Below are 18,008 nucleotides of genomic sequence, written 5' to 3'. Positions count from 1 at the left end.
GGGCGGTGGACGGCCACACTGGGCGCCACCTGGGAGTAAACGGCCGTAGCGATCGTGAAATGAAGTTCTTGCCCGCCCCGGCGCACCCGGGGATAGGGTCCGCCCCACCCCTTCCACCAGGAGCGTCAAGAAAACCGACCGGTCGGCGCGGTGGTTTTCCGGCCCGGCCCGGGGCCGGATTCCATGGCTCGCCGGAGGGTGTCGTCCCGGTGCCGGAGCGCTGCCGCGCGGTCGGCCCCGGGCCTCGTCCTTCGCGTCCCGCCGCACATCTTCCGCATTCCCGTCCGCGGCGCCGCGGGACGCGTTTTCCCTGAAAAGCGCCCGCGCCCCCGGGATATTGATCCACCGCCACGAACCCCTGCTTCTGACGGTGTGGCGGGTTTCCCGGGCCGGGGCGGGTGGGCGAAATCGGGAAAGGCGACGGCGCCGACCCGGCCCGGAACTCCGATTCCGCTTACGCTCTCGCGGGCTACGGGTGACGGGGGCAGACGGCGGGGGCGGCGGGAGCGGTCCGGCGGGACGGGCGGGGCGCGGCGGTGGATCGCTCGCGCGGAGTCACCGTCACCATCACGTCCTCGAGCGGCCGCAGCGAGATCACCGGTGAGCCGTACCGCAGTTCGGTCCCCGGGATCCGGCTGATCCGGAAGCGCTGGTTCACCATGGACACGATGACGCGCAGCTCCAGCAGCGCCATGAAGTTGCCGACGCACTGCCGGGGCCCCGAGCCGAACGGGAGGTACGCCATCCGCGGCCGCTCCTTGATGGCCTGCGGGGTGAATCGGTACGGGTCGAAGGCCAGTGGGTTCTCCCAGTGGCGCGGGTTGTGGTGGGAGACCAGCGGGGACATCAGGATCGAGGAGCCCGGCTCGATGTCGTAGCCGCCGAGGGTATCCGCCTCGACCGCCGCCCGGGGGAAGATCCAGATGGGCGGGTGCATCCGCAGACTCTCGTCGACGACCATCTTGGTGTACGTCAGCCCCTCGGCGCTCTCCGCGTCCGGCAGCCCGCCGCCGAGCACCGTGGCGATCTCGGCGTCCAGCTCCTCCTGGACGCCGGGATGAGCGGCGATCGACAGCAGCGTCCAGCACAGCGAGACGGCGGTGGTCTCATGGCCGGCCAGATAGACCGTGAGCAGTTCGTCCTTGATCTGCTGTTCGGTCCAGGGCTCACCGGTCGCCGGGTCGGTGGCCCGCTCCATCAGCGCGATCAGCGGCCCCTCCCCCGTCTCCGCGTAGCTCCGGCGCACATCGGCCACGATGCGGTCGAAGACCCGGTGGATTCTGAGGATCTTGCGCCGGCGGTCCGTCGGCACCCAGGAGGGCAGCATCTCGGTGGCGGTGCCGCGGCGGAACATCACCTCCACCACATCGTCCACGATCGTCTTCAGCAGGGCCGAGTCCGGCTTGATGTCGTAGGCGAACAGCGAGCGGGAGAGGGTGACCAGGGTCAGCCGCAGCATGTCGGTCATCAGGTCGACCGGCTCACCGGCGGCGGCCTTGCGCTCCCAGGTCTCCAGCATCTCCTCGGTGGCCCGGACGATGTTGGGGATGATGTCGGTGATGGCGTTCTTGAGGAAGACCGGCTGCACCGCCCGCCGGTGGGCGCGCCAGAACTCGCCGTCGGTGGTGAGCAGTCCCTTGCCCATGACGACGCCGAACTGCTCGTAGAGCGGGCCGCGGACGTAGTTGCCGTTGTTCTCCACCAGCACCCGGCGCACCGCCTCGGGCTCGGTCACCTGGTGCACCAGGAAGGGGCCGAGCCGCATCCGGACGATCTCGCCGTGGTCGCGCTGCAGGCCGAGCAGGAATTCGGCGGTGTTCCGCTTCCAGGGGCCCAGACTGCCCAGCAGCGGGGCGCCCTTGGGGCCGGGTGCGATGCGCGGCGCGGAGGTCGCTGTGGTCATCGGTGGTCTCCTTGCTTTCGCGGCCGCGGCCCGCGGGGCACCGGAAACAGGCGGCGCACGAAGAGATGGTCGAAGAGGACGTCGGAGGTGAGGCGCCGCAGGGCGATCGTGCTGTGGGCGAGGAGTCCGACGGGGTAGCGGGCGCGCGGCCGGGAGCCTCGGGCGCCCTTGGCCACCACCTTCGCCACCCGGCGGGCCACATCGTCCGACTGGATCGCGAAGGTGCCCGCCAGGGTCCGGCGGCTGCCGGTGTAGATCGCCTCGAAGTACTCGGCGCTCTCCCGGCGGAAGGTCTCGTAGGTCCGGCTCACCGGCCGCAGATTGGCCACGTAGGTGGCGCCGAAGCGGGTGGTGCGCACCGGGCCCGGCTCGACGAGGACGACCCGCACCCCGAAGTCGGCCACCTCGTTCCGCAGGGAGTCGCTGAGCGCCTCCACGGCGTGCTTGGTGGCGTTGTAGAAGCCCGAGCCGGGAACGGCGTAACGGCCGAAGATGGAGGAGATGTTGACGATGGTGCCGCCGCCGTGGGCGCGCATCGCGGGCAGCACCAGCTGGCTGAGCCGGACCAGGCCGTACACATTGGTCTCGAACTGCTCGCGCACCTCGGCCAGGGAGGCCTCCTCGATACAGCCGGACATGGCGTAGCCCGCGCTGTTGACCAGCGCCCCGACCGCGCCGTACTCCGCCTCGACCTTGGCGACCGCGGTGGCCATGGACTCCTCGTCGGTGACGTCGAGCGCCATGGTGCGGATGCTTGAGCCCGCCAGCTCCGCCAGCGTCTCGGGCCGCCGCGCGGTGGCGTACACGGTGTGCCCGGCCCGGTGCAGCCGCAGCGCGCACGCGCGGCCGATTCCGGAGGAGCAGCCGGTGATGAGGACCGGGAGGCCGGCCCCGGAGCCCGGGGCCGGCTCATGGCCGGTCACGCGGGGGGCGCGTCGAACGCCCCGAGCTGGGTGGCGAGGTCGTAGGAGTCCATGGAGAACCAGCTCTCCACGATCTTGCCCTCGTCGTTGAACTCGTCGATGACGATGCCGGGGATCTCCAGCTCGCGGCCCTGCGCCGGGATGAGGCCCGCGTAGTCGTCGCCGGTGTGGGTGCCGCGCGCGGTGAACCGGCTGACGACCTTGTTGCCGTCCAGGATCCAGTCCTCCACGGTGACGTGGAGGTCGGGGAAGGAGGCGCGCTGCAGCCGCACCCACTCCTTCAGGTGCTCCACACCGTCCTTGCCGTTGGCGGCGGTGCCGTGGCTGATGTGGTCCTCGGTGGCGCCCTCGTAGATGACGTCCAGGTTGCCCTTGTTGAGGCACTGCTCGTAGTAGCGCTCGAGGACGGCCTTGTTCTGCTCGGGAGTGGACATGAAGTGCCTTTCTATTCCGTCGTGTTTCCCAGCGGGCCGGAGAGTCCCGAGACGGTCGCCACGGGGTCCCCGGAGTCTGCGTCGGTGATCCGCCAGACGCCGAGCGAGGGATCGCCCTCGACACGGGTGGGTCCGCGCTCGGCGGAGTGCGCTGCGATCCGGCCGAGGACCAGGGGGTCGGCGGTGACCGAGAGGCCGTCGCCCTGGGTGGTGCACCGCCGCACCACGTTCTCCAGCGCGGCGATCGGAAGGACCGTCCCGGGCACGTACGGCGTCGCCCACAGGTCGGCCGGCAGGCAGCGCGGGACCTCGGCCACCAGGCGGCCCTCCGGCGCCACGGTCCATGCGGAGAGCGGCAGCACGGCGCCGCGCCAGTGCAGGAAGGGCGGCCCGGAGCGGAGGGTGGTGGTCTGCTGGACGTCGGGGCGCGGCGGGGCGGGCGGCCGTGGCGCGCCGGTCTCGTGGACGATGCGCAGGCTCGCCTCCGGGCCGTCCGCGGTCCCCTCGTGGCGGTAGCGGACCTCCACGATCCAGTCGTGCCCCTCATGGAAGCCGCGGATCTCGCGGACCAGCCGGATCACGGGGCCGTCGAGGCGCAGCAGCGCCAGCGGCACCACGATCTCCTCCAGCGCACCGGCCCGCAGCGCCGGGAAGTCCTCCGGGACGATCCATTCGGCGGCCCGCAGCGCGTTCTCCAGCAGCAGGGAGGGCGGCAGCGCGGGAGCGCCGTCGATCCGGAAGTCGCCGAGCGCGGGGGTGTCCCGGGGGTTGAGGACGACGCGTGCCGTCAGCCGGGCGTGCGGCTGGTAGGAGGTCACCTCGCCGAGGTGGAAGATCTTCGGAAAGGCGGTGGCGAAGCCGGGCAGCGCGGGCACCACCGGATAGCCGATGGCCTGCCCCGGATCGATGGCCTTGCCCAGCGGCCCGACGAAGGTGACCTCGCCCTCGGATCCCGCCAGCAGTTCGGCCCGCCAGCGCTCAAGACCGTCCGCCACGTCGATCGCGGCCATGTAGCGCAGGGTGGCGGCGAAGTTGGCGATCAGCCCGATGCGGTCCCAGGTGGGCCAGGCGAGCGTCATCACGGGGAACGCGGCCCGGCGGGCGGCCCACTGGCCGAGCCGCGCCAGACCGTCGTTGGCCGCCGCGTATTCGAGCTGGCCGACCATGCCGCCGAGCCGTCCGGTGAGGGAGCCGACGCTGCAGAAGAACTTCAGGTCGCGGTGGCGCACCTCCTCGAAGACGTTGAGGAAGCCCTCGATCTTGACCTCGACGGTGCGCAGGATCTCCTCGTCGGTCTTCTTCGGCAGCCGGGCGGAGGTGTCCACCCCGGCGTTGTGCACCACCCCGGCGAGCCGGCCGCCCTCCAGCGCGTCCTCGCGCCGGATGAGCCCGCGGACCTGGGCGCGGTCGGTGAAGTCGCAGCGCGCGTACTCGATGCGCAGCCCCTCCTGCCGGGCGGAGGTCACATGGGTGGCCAGCTCCCACAGCCGGCGGACCCGGGCCAGCCGGCCGCGGACCACGGCGGGCGACTCGCCCTTGGCGCGGCCCGCCCAGACCTGCTTCTCGTACGCCTTCCACCCGGCCTCGTCCACGCCGAACCAGGGCTCGTCCCCGCCGGGGAACGGCTCCCGGCCGGTCACCACGACCCGTACGCCGTGCCGGGCGGCCAGCGACCGGGCCAGTTCCCAGCCGATGCCGCGGCCGCCGCCGGTGATCAGCACGGTGTCCTCGGGGCCGAGGGTGAGGGCGGGCGCGGCCACGGGCCGGTCCTCGGGGGTGAGGGTGTACCGGCGGCCGTCGCGGTAGCCGACCTCGATCTCACCGGTGCGGCGGCCGAGCTCGGCGGCGACGATGCCGGGCAGTTCGGCGGAGGCGGCCAGGTCGATGTCCACGACGCGGGCGGCCACGTTGGGGAACTCCCGGTGCAGGGTCTTGGCGAGCCCCGCCCAGATGCCGCCGAGCGGCTGCTCCAGACCGTCCCGAGGATGCTGGCCCATCCCGCCGCCGAGGTAGCTGACGGCGAGATAGCACAGCCGGTCCGCGGCGGTCTCGGCCGCCCAGTCGTCGTAGGCGCCGCGCAGCGCGGTCACGGTCTCGGTCAGCGCCCGCCGCCAGACCCCGGCGGAGGCGGCCCGGTCCGGGTCGTACGCCCGGCCCACGGTGAGGTCGACGATGGCGTCCACCGGACCGGGTCCTTCCGGCTCCCGGCGCACCAGCGCGCCGCGCTCCTTCAGCTCGCGCTCCACCCCGGCGGCGATGTCCTCCTCGCCGCCGATCAGCAGCACCCGCAGCCCGGCGAGCCGGGGGTGCGGCCCGGCGGGGCGGGGCAGCTCGGTGAGCCGCCACACCATCCGGGTCACCGGCTGGACCGGCGCGTCCTCCTGAGCCACGGTCATGTCCGGTCCTCCCCCTCCGGTGCCCGCTCCAGGGGGACGGCCTCGCCGGTCTCGGCGTCGACGTAGCCGATGAGGGTGGCCCGCATGTCCTTCATCTGGAGCAGCATCCGGCCGTCGGGCCGCACCGCCACGAAGCGGTTGCTGATGGTGTCGGCCGTCAGATCGAAGCCGGGCGGGGTGACGAAGAGGTCGATCTCCTCCCCGGACGCGGCCAGGTCGTGGTCGCTGGTCTCCTCGTACAGATCGATCCGGCGGATCGACAGCGGCGCCGCCACCGGCACCAGATGCCCGTCGACCAGGTCCAGCACCCCCACCCGGGCCAGCCCGTCGAGCAGGATGCCCGGCACGGTGAAGCGGGACCACACCGGGTCGCCGGGCGTGATGCCGGGCGCGTAGCGGGCGCGCTTGCCCCGGGGGTGGATCCGGGTGTCGGTGGTGGAGACGAAGGGGCCGGTCAGCCGCACCGGGGAACCGGGCTGGTGGTACGGGTCGGGCACCGGGGTCTCCTCCCCGGCCGGCCACTCCTCCCAGCGTGGCGCGGTGGGCGCCTCGGTGTCGAGCAGCACCCGGGCCAGGAAGTGCACCCGGTCCTCGACCAGGACCACCCCGCTGGGCGCGACCACGTCCTCGGTGATCCGCACCTGGACGACGGTCACCTCCCCGGGACTGTCCACCAGTTCGGCGCGGATGCGCCTCGGACCGGCCGGGATGTCGCGGTAGACCCGCAGGAAGTGCTCGAACCGCAGATCCTCGAAGGCGATCACCCGCTTGCCGGGGACCAGGGCCCGCGCGGCCTCGGCGGCCAGTTCGGTGACGAAGGTGCCGGGCAGGGTGGCCTCGCCGCGCACCGTGTGGTGTTCGAGATAGCCGTCGGTGTCCAGGTCGAAGGGGCACTCGTAGACCACCGACCGCTCGTCGGACGCCACCAGCCGGCGCAGGAAGAACCCGGGCCGCTCCGCCTCACCGGTGACCGGCCGCGCCGCCCCGCCCGTGGTGCCCAGATAGCCGGGGTAGAAGCGCTCCACCGTGGCACGCTCGGCGTCGCCGAGGTGGACGACGGAGGGGCGCCGCACGGGGGCGTGGAGCTCCTGGACGAAGTGGTGGATGCCCTCGGCGATGGCCATGTTGCTGTACGAGCCGGCGCGCTCGTAGTACGCCTTGGTCAGCTCGTTGGCGCCCATGCCGACGCCTTCCCACAGCGTCCAGCCGATGGTGAACTCGTCCGTCCGCGAATCGGTCGCGCTGGTGTGGGTCGCGGCGGCGGCCAGGAAGTCGTTGGCCGCGGCGTAGTCGGCCTCGCCCAGTTGCCCGAAGTAGCCCAGCAGCGAGCCGAAGTTGCACCACAGCCGGGGCGGCGCGGTGCGCAGGGCGCGCTTGAGATGGCGGTAGGAGTCCACCTTCAGATCGCGGATGGAGCTGAACTCGGCGAAGCTCTTGTCCTTGATCAGCCCGGAGCGCTGCAGCCCGGCGGCGTTGACCAGCAGATCGATCCGCCCCCGCTCGTCCAGCACCCGGCCGATCGCCCGGTCCACCGCCGCGCCGTCGCGCATGTCGCAGGCGAGGTAGGTGACCCGTCCGGCGCCGCTGTGGGCGGCCATCTCGTCCAGGTTCCGCTTCGCCCAGCGGGCGTTGACCATGCGGTCGAAGGCGCGGTTGATGTCGGCCACGGTGCGGCCGTCGCGGCGGGCGATCTCCGTCTTGATGTAACCGGCGCGGCGGGCGGCGAACTCCCCGTCGGTGCCCTGGTACGTCTCCGGCGGATAGTCGTCGAGGGAGTTGCTGCCCAGGACGTAGATCCGGGGCCGGAAGTGCTCGGCGACCGCCTTGACCACCTCGGCGGTGATGCCCCGGGCGCCCCCGGCGACCACCACGACCGAGTCCTGGCCGAGGACGGCGGGAGCCCCCGCCGCCAGGTCGTTCGGCTGGTCGGAGAGCAGATACGCCTTGCGTACGCCGTCGAGGTCGAACACCGCGGGGAAGACCCGCTCGGCCGCGCTCTCCTCCTCGGCGCGGGCCATCGCCTCGGTGAGGTCGGTGGCCGAGGTGCACAGCGCGAAGGCGAGGCAGGCGTCGCGCTCCAGGGCCGCGGTCTTCCACAGCCCGGTGAAGAGCCCGGTGTACGGATGCGGGGTGCCGCCCGGCGCGGCGCCCAGCAGCAGCGCCACGGCCGAGGAGCCGGGGTCGCCGAGGTCGTCGTACAGGTGCTGGAGGGTCAGATAGGCGGCGTCGTGCAGGGCGGTGAGGGCGGGCGCGGGCCCGTCCGTGACCGCCCGGCCGAGGTCACCCACCACCCTGAGATGGGTGACCCCGGGGCCCGCGCCCGCCAGGGCCCGGCGGACCGACTCCTCGGTGACCTCGGGCAGGTGGTGCCAGCCGGGGCGCGGGGCCGCGAGCGGCGCCGTGGACAGGACGGTGAGGTCCGCGTCCGGCGGCGCGGCGGCGGCGAGCGGGTCGGGGGCGTCGGTGAGCACCACCGCCCCGGCGGGGAGGAACGGGACGCGCTCGCGCACGGGGCGCGCGGGCAGCTCGGTCAGGACCGGCACCTGGCGGCGGACCCGCACGAGGGTGCCGTCCGCGAGCCGTCCGTCGGTGGCGAACGGGGCGGGCAGCGCGGCCGGGACCGCCTCCGGGCCCTCGGACTCCGGACCGGTGGCCTCGGGGCCGTCACCGGGGATGGTCAGCCGGAGCCGGGCCCCGGCGGCGCCCTCGCTCTCGTCGGTGGCGATCTCCACGGTCCCCGAGGGCCGGTGCAGCGCTCGGAGGACGGCGAGACCACCGGCCGCGCCCAGGTAGCGGGCGTGCTCGGGCGCGGGCGCACCGCACAGCAGGATCTCGTCCGCGGCCACGTCCCCGCGACCCGCCTCGACGGCGCCGAGCGGCTCGTCCACGTACGCGAGCACCTCGAGCCCGGCGGCGCGGGCCCGCTCCTCGGTGGTGAGGGCGAACAGGAAGGCGCCCTCGGCGAGTTCCCGGGCCTCCGGCGGCAGCAGCTCGCCGATCAGCGTCCGGTACTCCGGGAGGCTGTTGCCGTTGATCCCGCCCGCGAGCGCGAAGTCCAGCTCACCGGTGCGCAGATAGCGGCCCGCTGAGGTGATGGAGGAGACGGCGGAGGCGAAGCCGGAGTCCATCGTCATGTTCGGGCCGTTGAGGTCGAAGTAGTTCGCCACCCGGGCCGAGATGATGTTGGGCATCTGGCCGGGGAAGGAGTCCTCGTTGGAGGCCGGGATCATGCCGCGGACGCGCTCGCCGAGCCGCTCCAGGACACCGGGCACGGCGTCGGAGGGCAGTTCGCCCAGCGCCTCGGCGATGTCGTCGAGGTAGCAGCGGTTGGCGTAGAGCATCGCGGCGCGGGTCGGGCCCATATGGCCGACGAACACCCCGGTCTTGAGCGCCCGCTCCTGCCAGAAGTCCGGCATCTGGTCGCGCAGTTGATGGGCGCACTCCACGATCATCAGCTGGCAGCGGTCCAGGGCGCGGATGGTCTTGGGGGGCAGCCGGACCTTGCTGAACGGCGGCGCCGGGTACTCGTCGCCGAAGCTGTCGCGGGGGCGCGGACCGCCGCCCAGCCAGCGGGTGACCTCCTCGCGCCCCGCCAGCCCCGGCAGATGGGCCGACCAGCCGACGATCGCCACCCGGCTGCCGGTGTCCGGGACCTTGGTGACGGTCGCGGGGGCCCGGTCGGTGGCGGTGGCGTGCGCGACGGCGGGGCGCGCCCGGTGCTCGGAGACGATCAGATGGGCGTTGGTGCCGCCGAAGCCGAAGCCCGACACCGCGGCCAGCCGCGGGCTGTCGGACCGCTCCGGCCAGCCCTTGTGCTCGGGGGTGATCTCCAGTCCGGTCTCGGCGAGCCGGAAGTCCTCGCGGGGCCTGGAGAAGCGGAACTGACCGGGGATGGTGTGCTCGGCCAGGCCCAGCAGGTTCTCGATGAGCGAGACCACGCCCGCCGCCCAGCCGGTGTGGCCGATCAGGGACTTGTTGGAGGTCACCGCGGCGGGTCCGGCGGTGCCGTAGTACTCCCGCAGCGTGGTGAACTCGGCGAGGTCACCGGCCGGGGTGCCGGTGGCGTGGGCGTTGACCCAGCTCACCGCACCGCCCTCGACCTCGCCCGCCTCCAGGGCGCGCCGCACCGCGAGGCTCTGACCGGCGGCGTTGGGCGCGTAGATGGCCTTGCCCTTGCCGTCGGACGACGAGCCGAACGCGCGGAGCACGCCGAGCACCTCGTCGCCGTCGGCCCGTGCCCGGCTCAGCCGCTTGAGGACGACCAGCGCGGCGCCGTCGGCGAAGATCACGCCATCGGCGTCCTCGTCCAGCGCGTGCACCTCACCGCGCTTGGAGAGCCCCTGGAGCTTGGAGAAGAGCACGGTGCCGCGCGGCGCGAGGGCGAAGGCGCCGCCGCAGACGGCGATGTCCTGCTTGCCCATCAGCAGGCCCTTGGCCGCGATGTCGATCGCGTACAGCGACGAGGAGCAGGCGGTGTCCACCATGTGCAGCTCGGTGGAGGGCGGCAGCAGACCGCGCATCGCCAGCTCTCCGACGCGGTGCGGCAGGAACCGCGAGCGGTCCTGGCCGGCGCGCCAGTAGCGGCGGTTCAGGGCCGCCTCGATGTCGCCGCCGAGGGCGGTGCGCTCGCCGTCGTCCAGCGACAGGTCCCCGAGGATGTCGTGGGTCATCCGGGTGACGCTGTCCAGCACCCCGGCCTCTTCCAGGTGCTGGCTGCCGTCGGGGGTGTAGCCGACCACGAAGGAGCAACGGTCGGAGTCCTGGTGGCGCACCCCGTCCAGGGCCTGGACCAGGCTGTGGCGCAGCCACATGGTGGTCAGCTCGTGGTCGTCCGCGCCCTCGGCCATGCTGTCGACGGAGCCGGGGGCCGCCTGGAAGTCGGTGATGAAGACGCAGCGGTCGGCGTACGCCTTGTCCTCGGCGGCGGTGTCGACGGCGTGGAAGTTCTCATGCCGCCAGCGGTCCCGGGGGATCTTGACGAACAGCTCGTCACCGGTCGTACGGAGCTTCCAGAACTCCTCGGGGCTGTTCGCCCCGGCGACCGCCAGGCCCATGCCGACGACGGCGATCGCGTCGTCGGGGACGTCGGGGGGCAGGTCGGCGGTGGGCGCGTCCAGGGCCTGCGGCCGTACGGGGTCCGGCTCGGGCGCCAGGACGGGCTCGGGGGCCACGACGGGCCGGGGCGCGACCGACTCCGGCTCGGGGGCCACGACGGGCTCGGGGGCCACGACGGGCTCCGGCTCCGGTGCGGCCTCCTCTCGAATCTCGTCCCGTATCTCCTCCCGTACGGGAGCCGCGGCGGGCGGTGACATGAGGGCGGCGCCCAGCGTCAGCCCCCCGTCGGCGAGCACCACCTGTCCGGTGATCCACCGCGAGGCGTCCGAGGCCAGGAAGGCGACCACGTCGGCGAACTCCTCCGGGGTGCCCAGCCGTCCGAAGGGGGTCGCCCTGGCGATCACCTCCTGCATCTCCCGGGCCCGCGGGAACTTGTCCGCGACCTCGCTCTCCAGCATGGCGGCCGATGCGGTGTTCACCCGGATGCCCAGCGGGGCGTACTCCACGGCGAGATAGCGGGTGGCCGCCTCGGCGGCCGCCTTGGCGGGGGCGCAGGCCGCGTAGTTGGCCATCACCATCTGCGAGCCGCCGAGCGCCGAGACGGTGACGATCGACCCGCCGCCGCCCCGTGCCATCAGCGGGGCCGCGGCGCGGGCGCAGCGCAGTCCGCCCTTGTAGTTGGTGTCGATGGCCTTGGCGATGTCCTCGTCGGTCACCTCGGCCAGGGGCAGCAGGGCCCCGTTGGCGGCGCTGTTGACCAGGATGTCCAGCCGCCCGTGGCGCTCCTCGATATCGGCGAACATCCGGTCGACCTGCTCCTGCCGGGCCACCGAGGCTCGGGCCAGCTCGACCCGGGCGCCGTTCGCCACCAGTTCGTCCCTGGTGCGCTTGGCCTGGTCGTGCGAGTGGAAGTAGTTGAGGACGATATCGGCGCCGCGGGCCGCGAGGGTCCGCGCGATCGCCTTGCCCACGCCCTTGGAACCCCCGGTGACCAGGGCCACCTTCCCCGTGAGGTCTTTCATGGGAACGACTGACTCCTTCTGCGACGAGGGGGCGCTTCAGCCCGTGGCGGAGGCCGGTGTGTGGGCCCCTTGGTCGTTGAGCTGCTGGAGCACAAAGTCGGTGATCTTGCCCATGGTGTTGTAGGTGGCCAGCCGGAAGCCGGACTCGCGCGGCGGCAGCCCGTAGCGGTTGGAGACCCTGGACAGGAGTTCGACCTGCTTGACGGAGTCGACGCCCAGCTCGGCCTCCAGCTGCACCTCGTCCTCGAAGACGTCCTCGGGGTATTCGAGCGCCTCGGCGTAGAGGGTCCGCAGCTCCCCGAAGAGCTGGTCGCGGCCGTACCCCTCGGGCCGTGAACCGGACGCGGACGGGACCGGGGCCGCCGGGGCCTCCGGTGCGGGCGCGGGAGCGGCCTCGGCGGCGGGCTCCGGCTCGGCGGCCGCCGCGGGCTCCGGCTCGGCCTCGGACTCGGTGCCGCGGCCCTCGGTGGACTTGCGGAAGGCGTCCAGTTCGGTGCGGACCAGCTCCAGCACCATCTGGCCGCGCTCGCTCCAGTACGCCGCGAAGACGTCCGCGGGCACCGAGGGGGCCAGCAGCTCGGCGAGCCCGCCGCGCTCGGGCGACGCCAGACCGGCCTCGCGCAGCGCGTCGAGGGTCTCGTCGAGCGCGAGCCGCCCGCCGATCAGGGCCAGCGTGGGCAGCGACCGCGCCTGGGAGCCGTCGGTCACCTTGGCGACCAGCTTGGAGAGCGCGGCGCGCCCGCCCGCCTCCACGAACACCTCGGCGCCGGTCTCCCGCAGGTGCCGTACGGCCGCGGCGAACCGCACCGGCCGGGTGAAGTGCTCGGCCAGCAACTCGGCGAGGTCGTCGCCCGGCTCGTAGTAGCGCTGCAGGATCGGCGAGTAGACCGGCCGGTTCAGCGGACGCTGGTCCAGCTTCGTCACGTACGCGGCGAACTCGGGGGCGGCGGGGGCGAGCGCCGGGGTGTGGAACGGGAAGGGGGTGTCGATCTCGATGGCGCCCACGTCCAGCTGCCCGGCGATCGCCACGACCCGGTCCAGGATTCCGGCGGGGCCGCTGACCACGGTCTGCTCGTCGTGGTTCTCGGTGGCGACGGCCAGCAGCGGCTCGTCCAGCAGCTCCAGCAGCTTGCGGGTGCGCTCGGCGCTCGCGGCCAGGGCCACCATGCGGCCGTCGACCCCGCCCTGCCGCTCGATCACGGCGACGCGCCGGGCGACGATCCGCACCCCGTCCTCGACCGAGAAGGCCCCGGCCGCCACCAGGGCGGTGATCTCGCCGAGGCTGTGCCCGGCCAGGACGTCGGGGGCGGCGCCCTGGGCGGCGAGGATCTCGTAGGCGGCCAGACCGGCGCCGTAGATGGCGACCTGGGAGGCCCACGGGTCATGGTCGAGCAGATCGCGCAGATCGGCCTTGCGCTCGCCGAAGAGCAGCTCGGAGACGCGGCTGCCGTAGAGCTCCTCGGTCACGGTGTCGAGCCGCTCGAAGACCCGGCCGATCTGGGGGTGGCGCTCCTTGGCCCGGCGGAGCGCCTCGCCGTCGAAGCCGCCTTGTCCGGGGAAGAGGAACGCCGTCGTGACGCCGGGGGACGGATTGCTGGACATGCCGATGCCTCCATGGCTGTGGTGGTGACGGTGGGTGAGGTGCGCCACCCGCGCGGGTGACGCGGCGCTGTGGGCGGCCCATGGCCGTTATGAGGTCGCGGCCGTGCCCGGTGGGCGTGGCGCGAGGGAGCCCGGCCCCTAGGGCCTGTCTGGGGTTGTGATCTGGATCACCCCAGACAGGCCCTAGGCCACGCGGGCGACCGGGGAGTCGAGCAGGAAGGTGCCCATGCTCCCGAGGTTGGCGGCGATCAGCCGGTCGGCGAGCCGGGTCGCCGGGGGCAGGTGCCGGGGGGCGCCGCGGACGAGCCAGCGCACCATCCGGATCTTCCAGCCCGGCTCGGAGCCCGGCGGGATGTGGTCGAAGAGGGCGTGGATATTGGCCGGTGAGTAGAACTCGGCGGGCGGGACGATGGTGGCGAACATCCCGACCATGCCGCTGCCGTGGTGCGGGCTGCGTGCCATCGCCCGGATGAACTCCAGCTCCTCGCGGTTGTAGTCGGCGATCGCGGCGTGGTCGCGGGTGTACTGGAAGTGGCCGCTCACCAGGGCGTCGCGGCGCCGGGCGTACCCGGCGAGGGCGGGGGCGAGGTCGCGGTCCCCGGCCAGGGCCGGCCGCACGGCCTCCACCAGCAGTTCGGCACCGCGCAGCGAGTCGGTGATACCGGCGGCGGTGATGGGGTCGCGGGTGTAGCCCGCGTCGCCGACCAGGGCCCAGCCGGGGCCGTGGCAGTGGCGCAGGAAGTTGGGGACCGCGCCCGTCATCCACTTGTCGACGCGCCGGGTCTCCCGCAGCCGCGCCGCGAACTCCGGATCGACCTGCTCGAAGGCGGAGACGACCGTGGCGTCGCGCTCCCCGTCCGCGGACGCCTTGAAGTCCTTGACCGGCAGGGCCAGCCCGACGATGGTCAGACCGTCGTGGGTGGGCCAGGTGAAGGCGTGCTGATGGCGGTGGCGGTAGGTGCGCACCTTGCCGTCGTGCGGCAGATCGGCCCAGTACGACCAGTGGCTCTTGTTGAGCACCGGGTGGGAGTCGTACTTCCCGGCCCCCACCAGCCGGGCGACGGTGGAGTTCGAGCCGTCGGCGCCCACGACCAGCCGGGCGTGCTCGACGATGGGAGTGCGGTCCTCGGTCTCGGCCCGGACGCCGACGACGGTGCCCTGGGCGTCCGTCAGCAGCTCCCGCAGCGCGACCTGTTCCCGCAGCTCGGCCCCGGCCTTGACGGCGGCCTCCAGCAGGATCTCGTCCAGCTTGCGGCGCTCCGGGGAGTACGCCTCGGCCACGCCCTCGACGGCGGGCAGCTTGGCCATCAGCTGAACCGGGCCGCTCTGCAGACCGTACGAGTGAATGGGCGGGCAGCCGGTGGCCGCCACCTCGTCCAGCAGCCCCCAGCGCTTCAGCCGGAGAATTCCCGGAGGGTGGACCAAATTGGTGGCGGCCCCCTTACCGCCGGGGAATTTCGCCCGGTCGAGAAGAAGGACCCGGTACCCCGCTCTCGCCAGGAGCATCGCGGTCGATGCCCCGCTGATGCGCGCTCCTACCACAATGACGTCGTACATAGCGTCCCCCATACCCAACGGTCACCCGGACTCCGGGGACCGCTGGATCATCTTGTTCGCTCTGACTTCGCTCTGCCGAATTTAGTTGCGCGACTGGCTCGGGAGGTTTCCCGGGCGTGAATCCTCGACGGCTCCCGAAGAAATCACCTTCGTTTCGGCCGGCGCGGTGCGGCCGCGCGGTGCCATGAGAATGGCAAGACAGCCGGCGGCGGCGATTCCGGCGCCGATCCAGGCGGCGGGCCGCAACCCGTCCACGAATTCCTGGGGCGAGCCGTATCCGCCCAGTGTGGTGAATACGGAGGTGAGCACCGCGACGCCGAGTGCGCCGCCGAGCTCCCGGAAGGTGTTGTTGGCGCCCGAGGCGATTCCCTGGTCGCGGGGTGCGACGACGTTCATGGCCATTTCCGCGACGGGCGAGAAGAACAGGCCCAGGCCGATTCCGCCGAGCACCAGACCGGGCACCTGGTCGGCGTAGGCGGTGTCCGCGCTCACCACGGACGCCAGCCAGCCAAGACCCGCGGCCTCGAACAGCAGGCCCGCGGCGACCACCAGCCGGTTGCCGAGCCGGGCGGTCAGCAGCGCCGCCAGCGGGGCGACGACGACCGGCATCGCGGTCCACGGCAGCATCTTCACGCCCGCCTCCAGCGGCGAGAAGCCCTGGATGTTCTGCATGAACTGGGTGAGCAGGAAGACCAGTCCGAACATGGCCGCGAACATCAGCAGACTGGCCGCGTTGACCGCGCTGAACGCGCGGTTGCCGAACAGCCGCATCGGCAGCATCGGTTCGGCCGTGCGCAGCTCCCAGCCGACGAAGAGCGCGAGCACCACCAGACCGCCGGCCAGGAAGCCGAGCACCCGGCCGCTGGACCAGCCGTGTTCGGTGGTGGACACCAGCGCGTAGACCACGCCGAACACCCCGAGGCTGACCAGGACGGTGCCCACCGGGTCCAGCGAGGTGTCCGGGCGGGTGGACTCGGCCAGCTTCCACAGGCCGAGCGCCAGCACCAGCACGCCGATCGGCACATTGACCCAGAAGATCCACTCCCAGGAGATCTTCTCCACCACGGCCCCGCCGATCAGCGGGCCGAGCGCGACCGCGAGCCCGCTGAGGGCGCCCCAGACGCCCAGCGCGACACCGCGCCGGCGCTCGGGGACGGCCACGGTCAGCAAAGTGAGCGTCAGCGGCATCACCACGGCCGCCCCGAGGCCCTGTACGGCCCGCGCGGCGATCAGGGCGTCCGCGCTGTCGGACAGCGCCGCGGCGGCGGAGGCCCCGGTGAAGACGACGAGGCCGGCCAGGAACACCCGGCGGCGGCCGAACCGGTCACCGGCGGCCGCACCGGCCATCAGGAAGACCGAGAAGGTGAGGGTGTAGCCGTTCACCGTCCACTCCAGGTCCTGGAGGCTGGTGCCCAGGTCCTTCTGGATGGCGGGCAGCGCGGTGATGACGACGAGGTTGTCCAAGGCGGCCATGAAGACGGTGAGTCCGGACACCACCAGCGTCCACACGGGGTTCATTCCGCTCGGGCCGGAACGGTCAGTCATGAATACCTTTCCTATGACGGCGCGATTGCTGTGCGACAGGTTGGTTCACGTCGATATCCGGCCGACGGATAAACGGGCGGGCGGGGCAACGCTAACCGGCCACGCCGCGCCCCGGAACTGTACTTTGGTACAGGTGGCGGTAGCTGAGCGCGACCAGACCGGCCTGTAGCCGCGATTCCACCTGCAGTTTCGCGAGTATTGACGCCACATGCGCCTTCACCGTGCGCTCGGTCACCTGCAGTCGCAGCGCGATACGACGGTTGGACCAGCCCGCGCCGAGCAGCGCAAACGTCTGGCTCTCCCTGACCGATAACAACGGCACACGTTCCAGCTCCCGCGCCCAGTTGGGTGCGGGAATATCGGGCACGACGGCAAGACCGCCTCTGTCGGACACGGTGACATTTCCCCCTGGTTAGGCGGATCTTCGAACCGCCGATCATGCAAGAATCAGACTTGATTGCCCTCTTGATTATTGCGGCCGCACGCCCGTACGAGTCAAGGATTTCCGGCCCTTTCTCGCCTCGCGAGAAAGCGCTGGTGAAGCGCGGAGAATGCGCTTCACGTTTACTCCTGTTACCGTAAATTTACTTCATTCTCGAATCGTTGCCATCCGAGCCACCGGGACGGCCCCGCCCCAGGTCGGCGAGTGCCGCCGCCGTCCGCTCCACCGCGTCGATGACGGTCACCGGACACCGCGTCATGATCTGTTTGGGTTTCATCACCAGCACCGAGCCCATCACCAGCCCGTCCCAGGTGACCGGCGCCGCGCACTCGTTCCAGCCCGCCGCGCACTCCTCGTGGCCCAGCGCGTACCCCCGCGCCCTGATCCGGTCCAGCGAGGCCAGGAGCCGCACATCGTCCTGGTAGGCGCCGGGACCGGCCTCGGCGGGCACCGGCCGGTCCAGCACCTCCGACTGGATGGTCTCCGGCAGATACGCCAGGATGGCCCGCCCCGCGGCCCCCACCCGCAGCGAGTGCTCGACGGTCTGCACCGCGCGCGGCGTCATCCCCAGCTCCGTCAGATCGGAGTCGCCGACGGCCATGTCGACGCACTGCCGGTGCGCACCGCCGAACGGCGCCAGCAGATAGAGGAAGGCCAGCCCCCCGGTGGCCCGGCGCAGCGCCTCCAGGAGGGCATGGGCGGCCTCCGGCGCGGGCGAGTGGGCCAGGGCCTTGAGACCGAGCTGCGGGGCCGCCGAGCCCAGCCGGTAGAGCCCCCGGCCCTCGCGGACGAAGATGCCCTGGTGCACCCCGGACTGGAGGATCCGGTAGACGGTCGAGTCGTCCAGATCCGCCGCTCTGGCCAGCGCCCCGGGCCCATGGGCCCGTCCGCCGAGCTGGGTGAAGGCCCGCTGCACGCGGAACACCCTCTCGGCATGGCTGCTTCCGCCCACGGCACCGTTGTTGGCCACCCCGTCAACCCCCGTGCAGATTCCCCCGTCGCCCTGCCCAACGTGCCACGGGTCCACACTCATTCCCCATGCGGGGCACCAGGTCCGCTTGTGGACAACAAGGCCCCGCCGGGTTGCCCGGCGGGGCCTGATGCTCTATGAGACGGTGTTCGCCGAGGG

The 18,008-nt window shown here is 72.4% G+C and carries 10 protein-coding genes; all 10 read right to left on the bottom strand.

Annotation, left to right across the window (positions count from 1 at the left end):
- Positions 1–469: 469 nt before the first annotated feature.
- Entirely contained in the window at positions 470–1,903 is a 1,434-nt protein-coding gene (locus tag NP777_RS44920) for a cytochrome P450 (RefSeq protein WP_256655977.1), read from the bottom strand.
- Positions 1,900–2,826 (bottom strand): SDR family NAD(P)-dependent oxidoreductase, encoded by a 927-nt coding sequence (locus NP777_RS44915; RefSeq protein ID WP_256655976.1) that lies wholly within the window; start codon positions 2,824–2,826, stop codon positions 1,900–1,902. Before NP777_RS44915 ends, NP777_RS44920 begins: the two co-directional genes overlap by 4 nt.
- Positions 2,823–3,260 carry an ester cyclase gene (locus NP777_RS44910; protein WP_256655975.1) on the bottom strand — a complete coding sequence of 146 codons (438 nt, stop codon included), beginning with the start codon at positions 3,258–3,260 and terminating at the stop codon, positions 2,823–2,825. The genes NP777_RS44915 and NP777_RS44910 overlap by 4 nt, the downstream gene beginning before the upstream one ends.
- A gap of 11 nt (positions 3,261–3,271) precedes the next feature.
- The gene (locus NP777_RS44905; RefSeq protein WP_256655974.1) at positions 3,272–5,656 is read right to left on the bottom strand and encodes an SDR family NAD(P)-dependent oxidoreductase; all 2,385 of its coding nucleotides are present in this window, start codon (positions 5,654–5,656) and stop codon (positions 3,272–3,274) included.
- The gene (locus NP777_RS44900) at positions 5,653–11,733 is read right to left on the bottom strand and encodes an SDR family oxidoreductase (RefSeq protein ID WP_256655973.1); all 6,081 of its coding nucleotides are present in this window, start codon (positions 11,731–11,733) and stop codon (positions 5,653–5,655) included. Before NP777_RS44900 ends, NP777_RS44905 begins: the two co-directional genes overlap by 4 nt.
- A gap of 36 nt (positions 11,734–11,769) precedes the next feature.
- A complete protein-coding gene (locus NP777_RS44895) occupies positions 11,770–13,335 on the bottom strand; it encodes an acyltransferase domain-containing protein (protein WP_256655972.1) in 1,566 nt (521 codons plus the stop codon).
- A gap of 183 nt (positions 13,336–13,518) precedes the next feature.
- Positions 13,519–14,892 carry an NAD(P)/FAD-dependent oxidoreductase gene (locus NP777_RS44890; protein WP_256655971.1) on the bottom strand — a complete coding sequence of 458 codons (1,374 nt, stop codon included), beginning with the start codon at positions 14,890–14,892 and terminating at the stop codon, positions 13,519–13,521.
- Between the two features lie 81 nt (positions 14,893–14,973).
- Positions 14,974–16,437, bottom strand: a complete 1,464-nt coding sequence (locus NP777_RS44885) for an MFS transporter (protein ID WP_256655970.1) — start codon at positions 16,435–16,437, stop codon at positions 14,974–14,976.
- A 91-nt stretch (positions 16,438–16,528) separates the two neighbouring features.
- The gene (locus tag NP777_RS44880; RefSeq protein ID WP_256655969.1) at positions 16,529–16,831 is read right to left on the bottom strand and encodes a response regulator transcription factor; all 303 of its coding nucleotides are present in this window, start codon (positions 16,829–16,831) and stop codon (positions 16,529–16,531) included.
- Positions 16,832–17,021: 190 nt separating this feature from the next.
- Positions 17,022–17,795 carry an IclR family transcriptional regulator gene (locus NP777_RS44875; protein WP_256655968.1) on the bottom strand — a complete coding sequence of 258 codons (774 nt, stop codon included), beginning with the start codon at positions 17,793–17,795 and terminating at the stop codon, positions 17,022–17,024.
- Positions 17,796–18,008: the final 213 nt, after the last annotated feature.

Source organism: Streptomyces rugosispiralis (genome assembly GCF_024505145.1).
Lineage (GTDB): Bacteria > Actinomycetota > Actinomycetes > Streptomycetales > Streptomycetaceae > Streptomyces > Streptomyces rugosispiralis.
This window is presented reverse-complemented; position numbering and strand designations above follow the sequence as displayed.

What these genes read in the sequence shown, in the direction of transcription:
- NP777_RS44905 (WP_256655974.1), bottom strand. Translation starts at nt 5,656, where the DNA reads ATGACCGTGGCTCAGGAGGACGCGCCGGTCCAGCCGGTGACCCGGATG.
- NP777_RS44920 (WP_256655977.1), bottom strand. Translation starts at nt 1,903, where the DNA reads ATGACCACAGCGACCTCCGCGCCGCGCATCGCACCCGGCCCCAAGGGC.
- NP777_RS44890 (WP_256655971.1), bottom strand. Translation starts at nt 14,892, where the DNA reads ATGTACGACGTCATTGTGGTAGGAGCGCGCATCAGCGGGGCATCGACC.
- NP777_RS44910 (WP_256655975.1), bottom strand. Translation starts at nt 3,260, where the DNA reads ATGTCCACTCCCGAGCAGAACAAGGCCGTCCTCGAGCGCTACTACGAG.
- NP777_RS44895 (WP_256655972.1), bottom strand. Translation starts at nt 13,335, where the DNA reads ATGTCCAGCAATCCGTCCCCCGGCGTCACGACGGCGTTCCTCTTCCCC.
- NP777_RS44885 (WP_256655970.1), bottom strand. Translation starts at nt 16,437, where the DNA reads ATGACTGACCGTTCCGGCCCGAGCGGAATGAACCCCGTGTGGACGCTG.
- NP777_RS44900 (WP_256655973.1), bottom strand. Translation starts at nt 11,733, where the DNA reads ATGAAAGACCTCACGGGGAAGGTGGCCCTGGTCACCGGGGGTTCCAAG.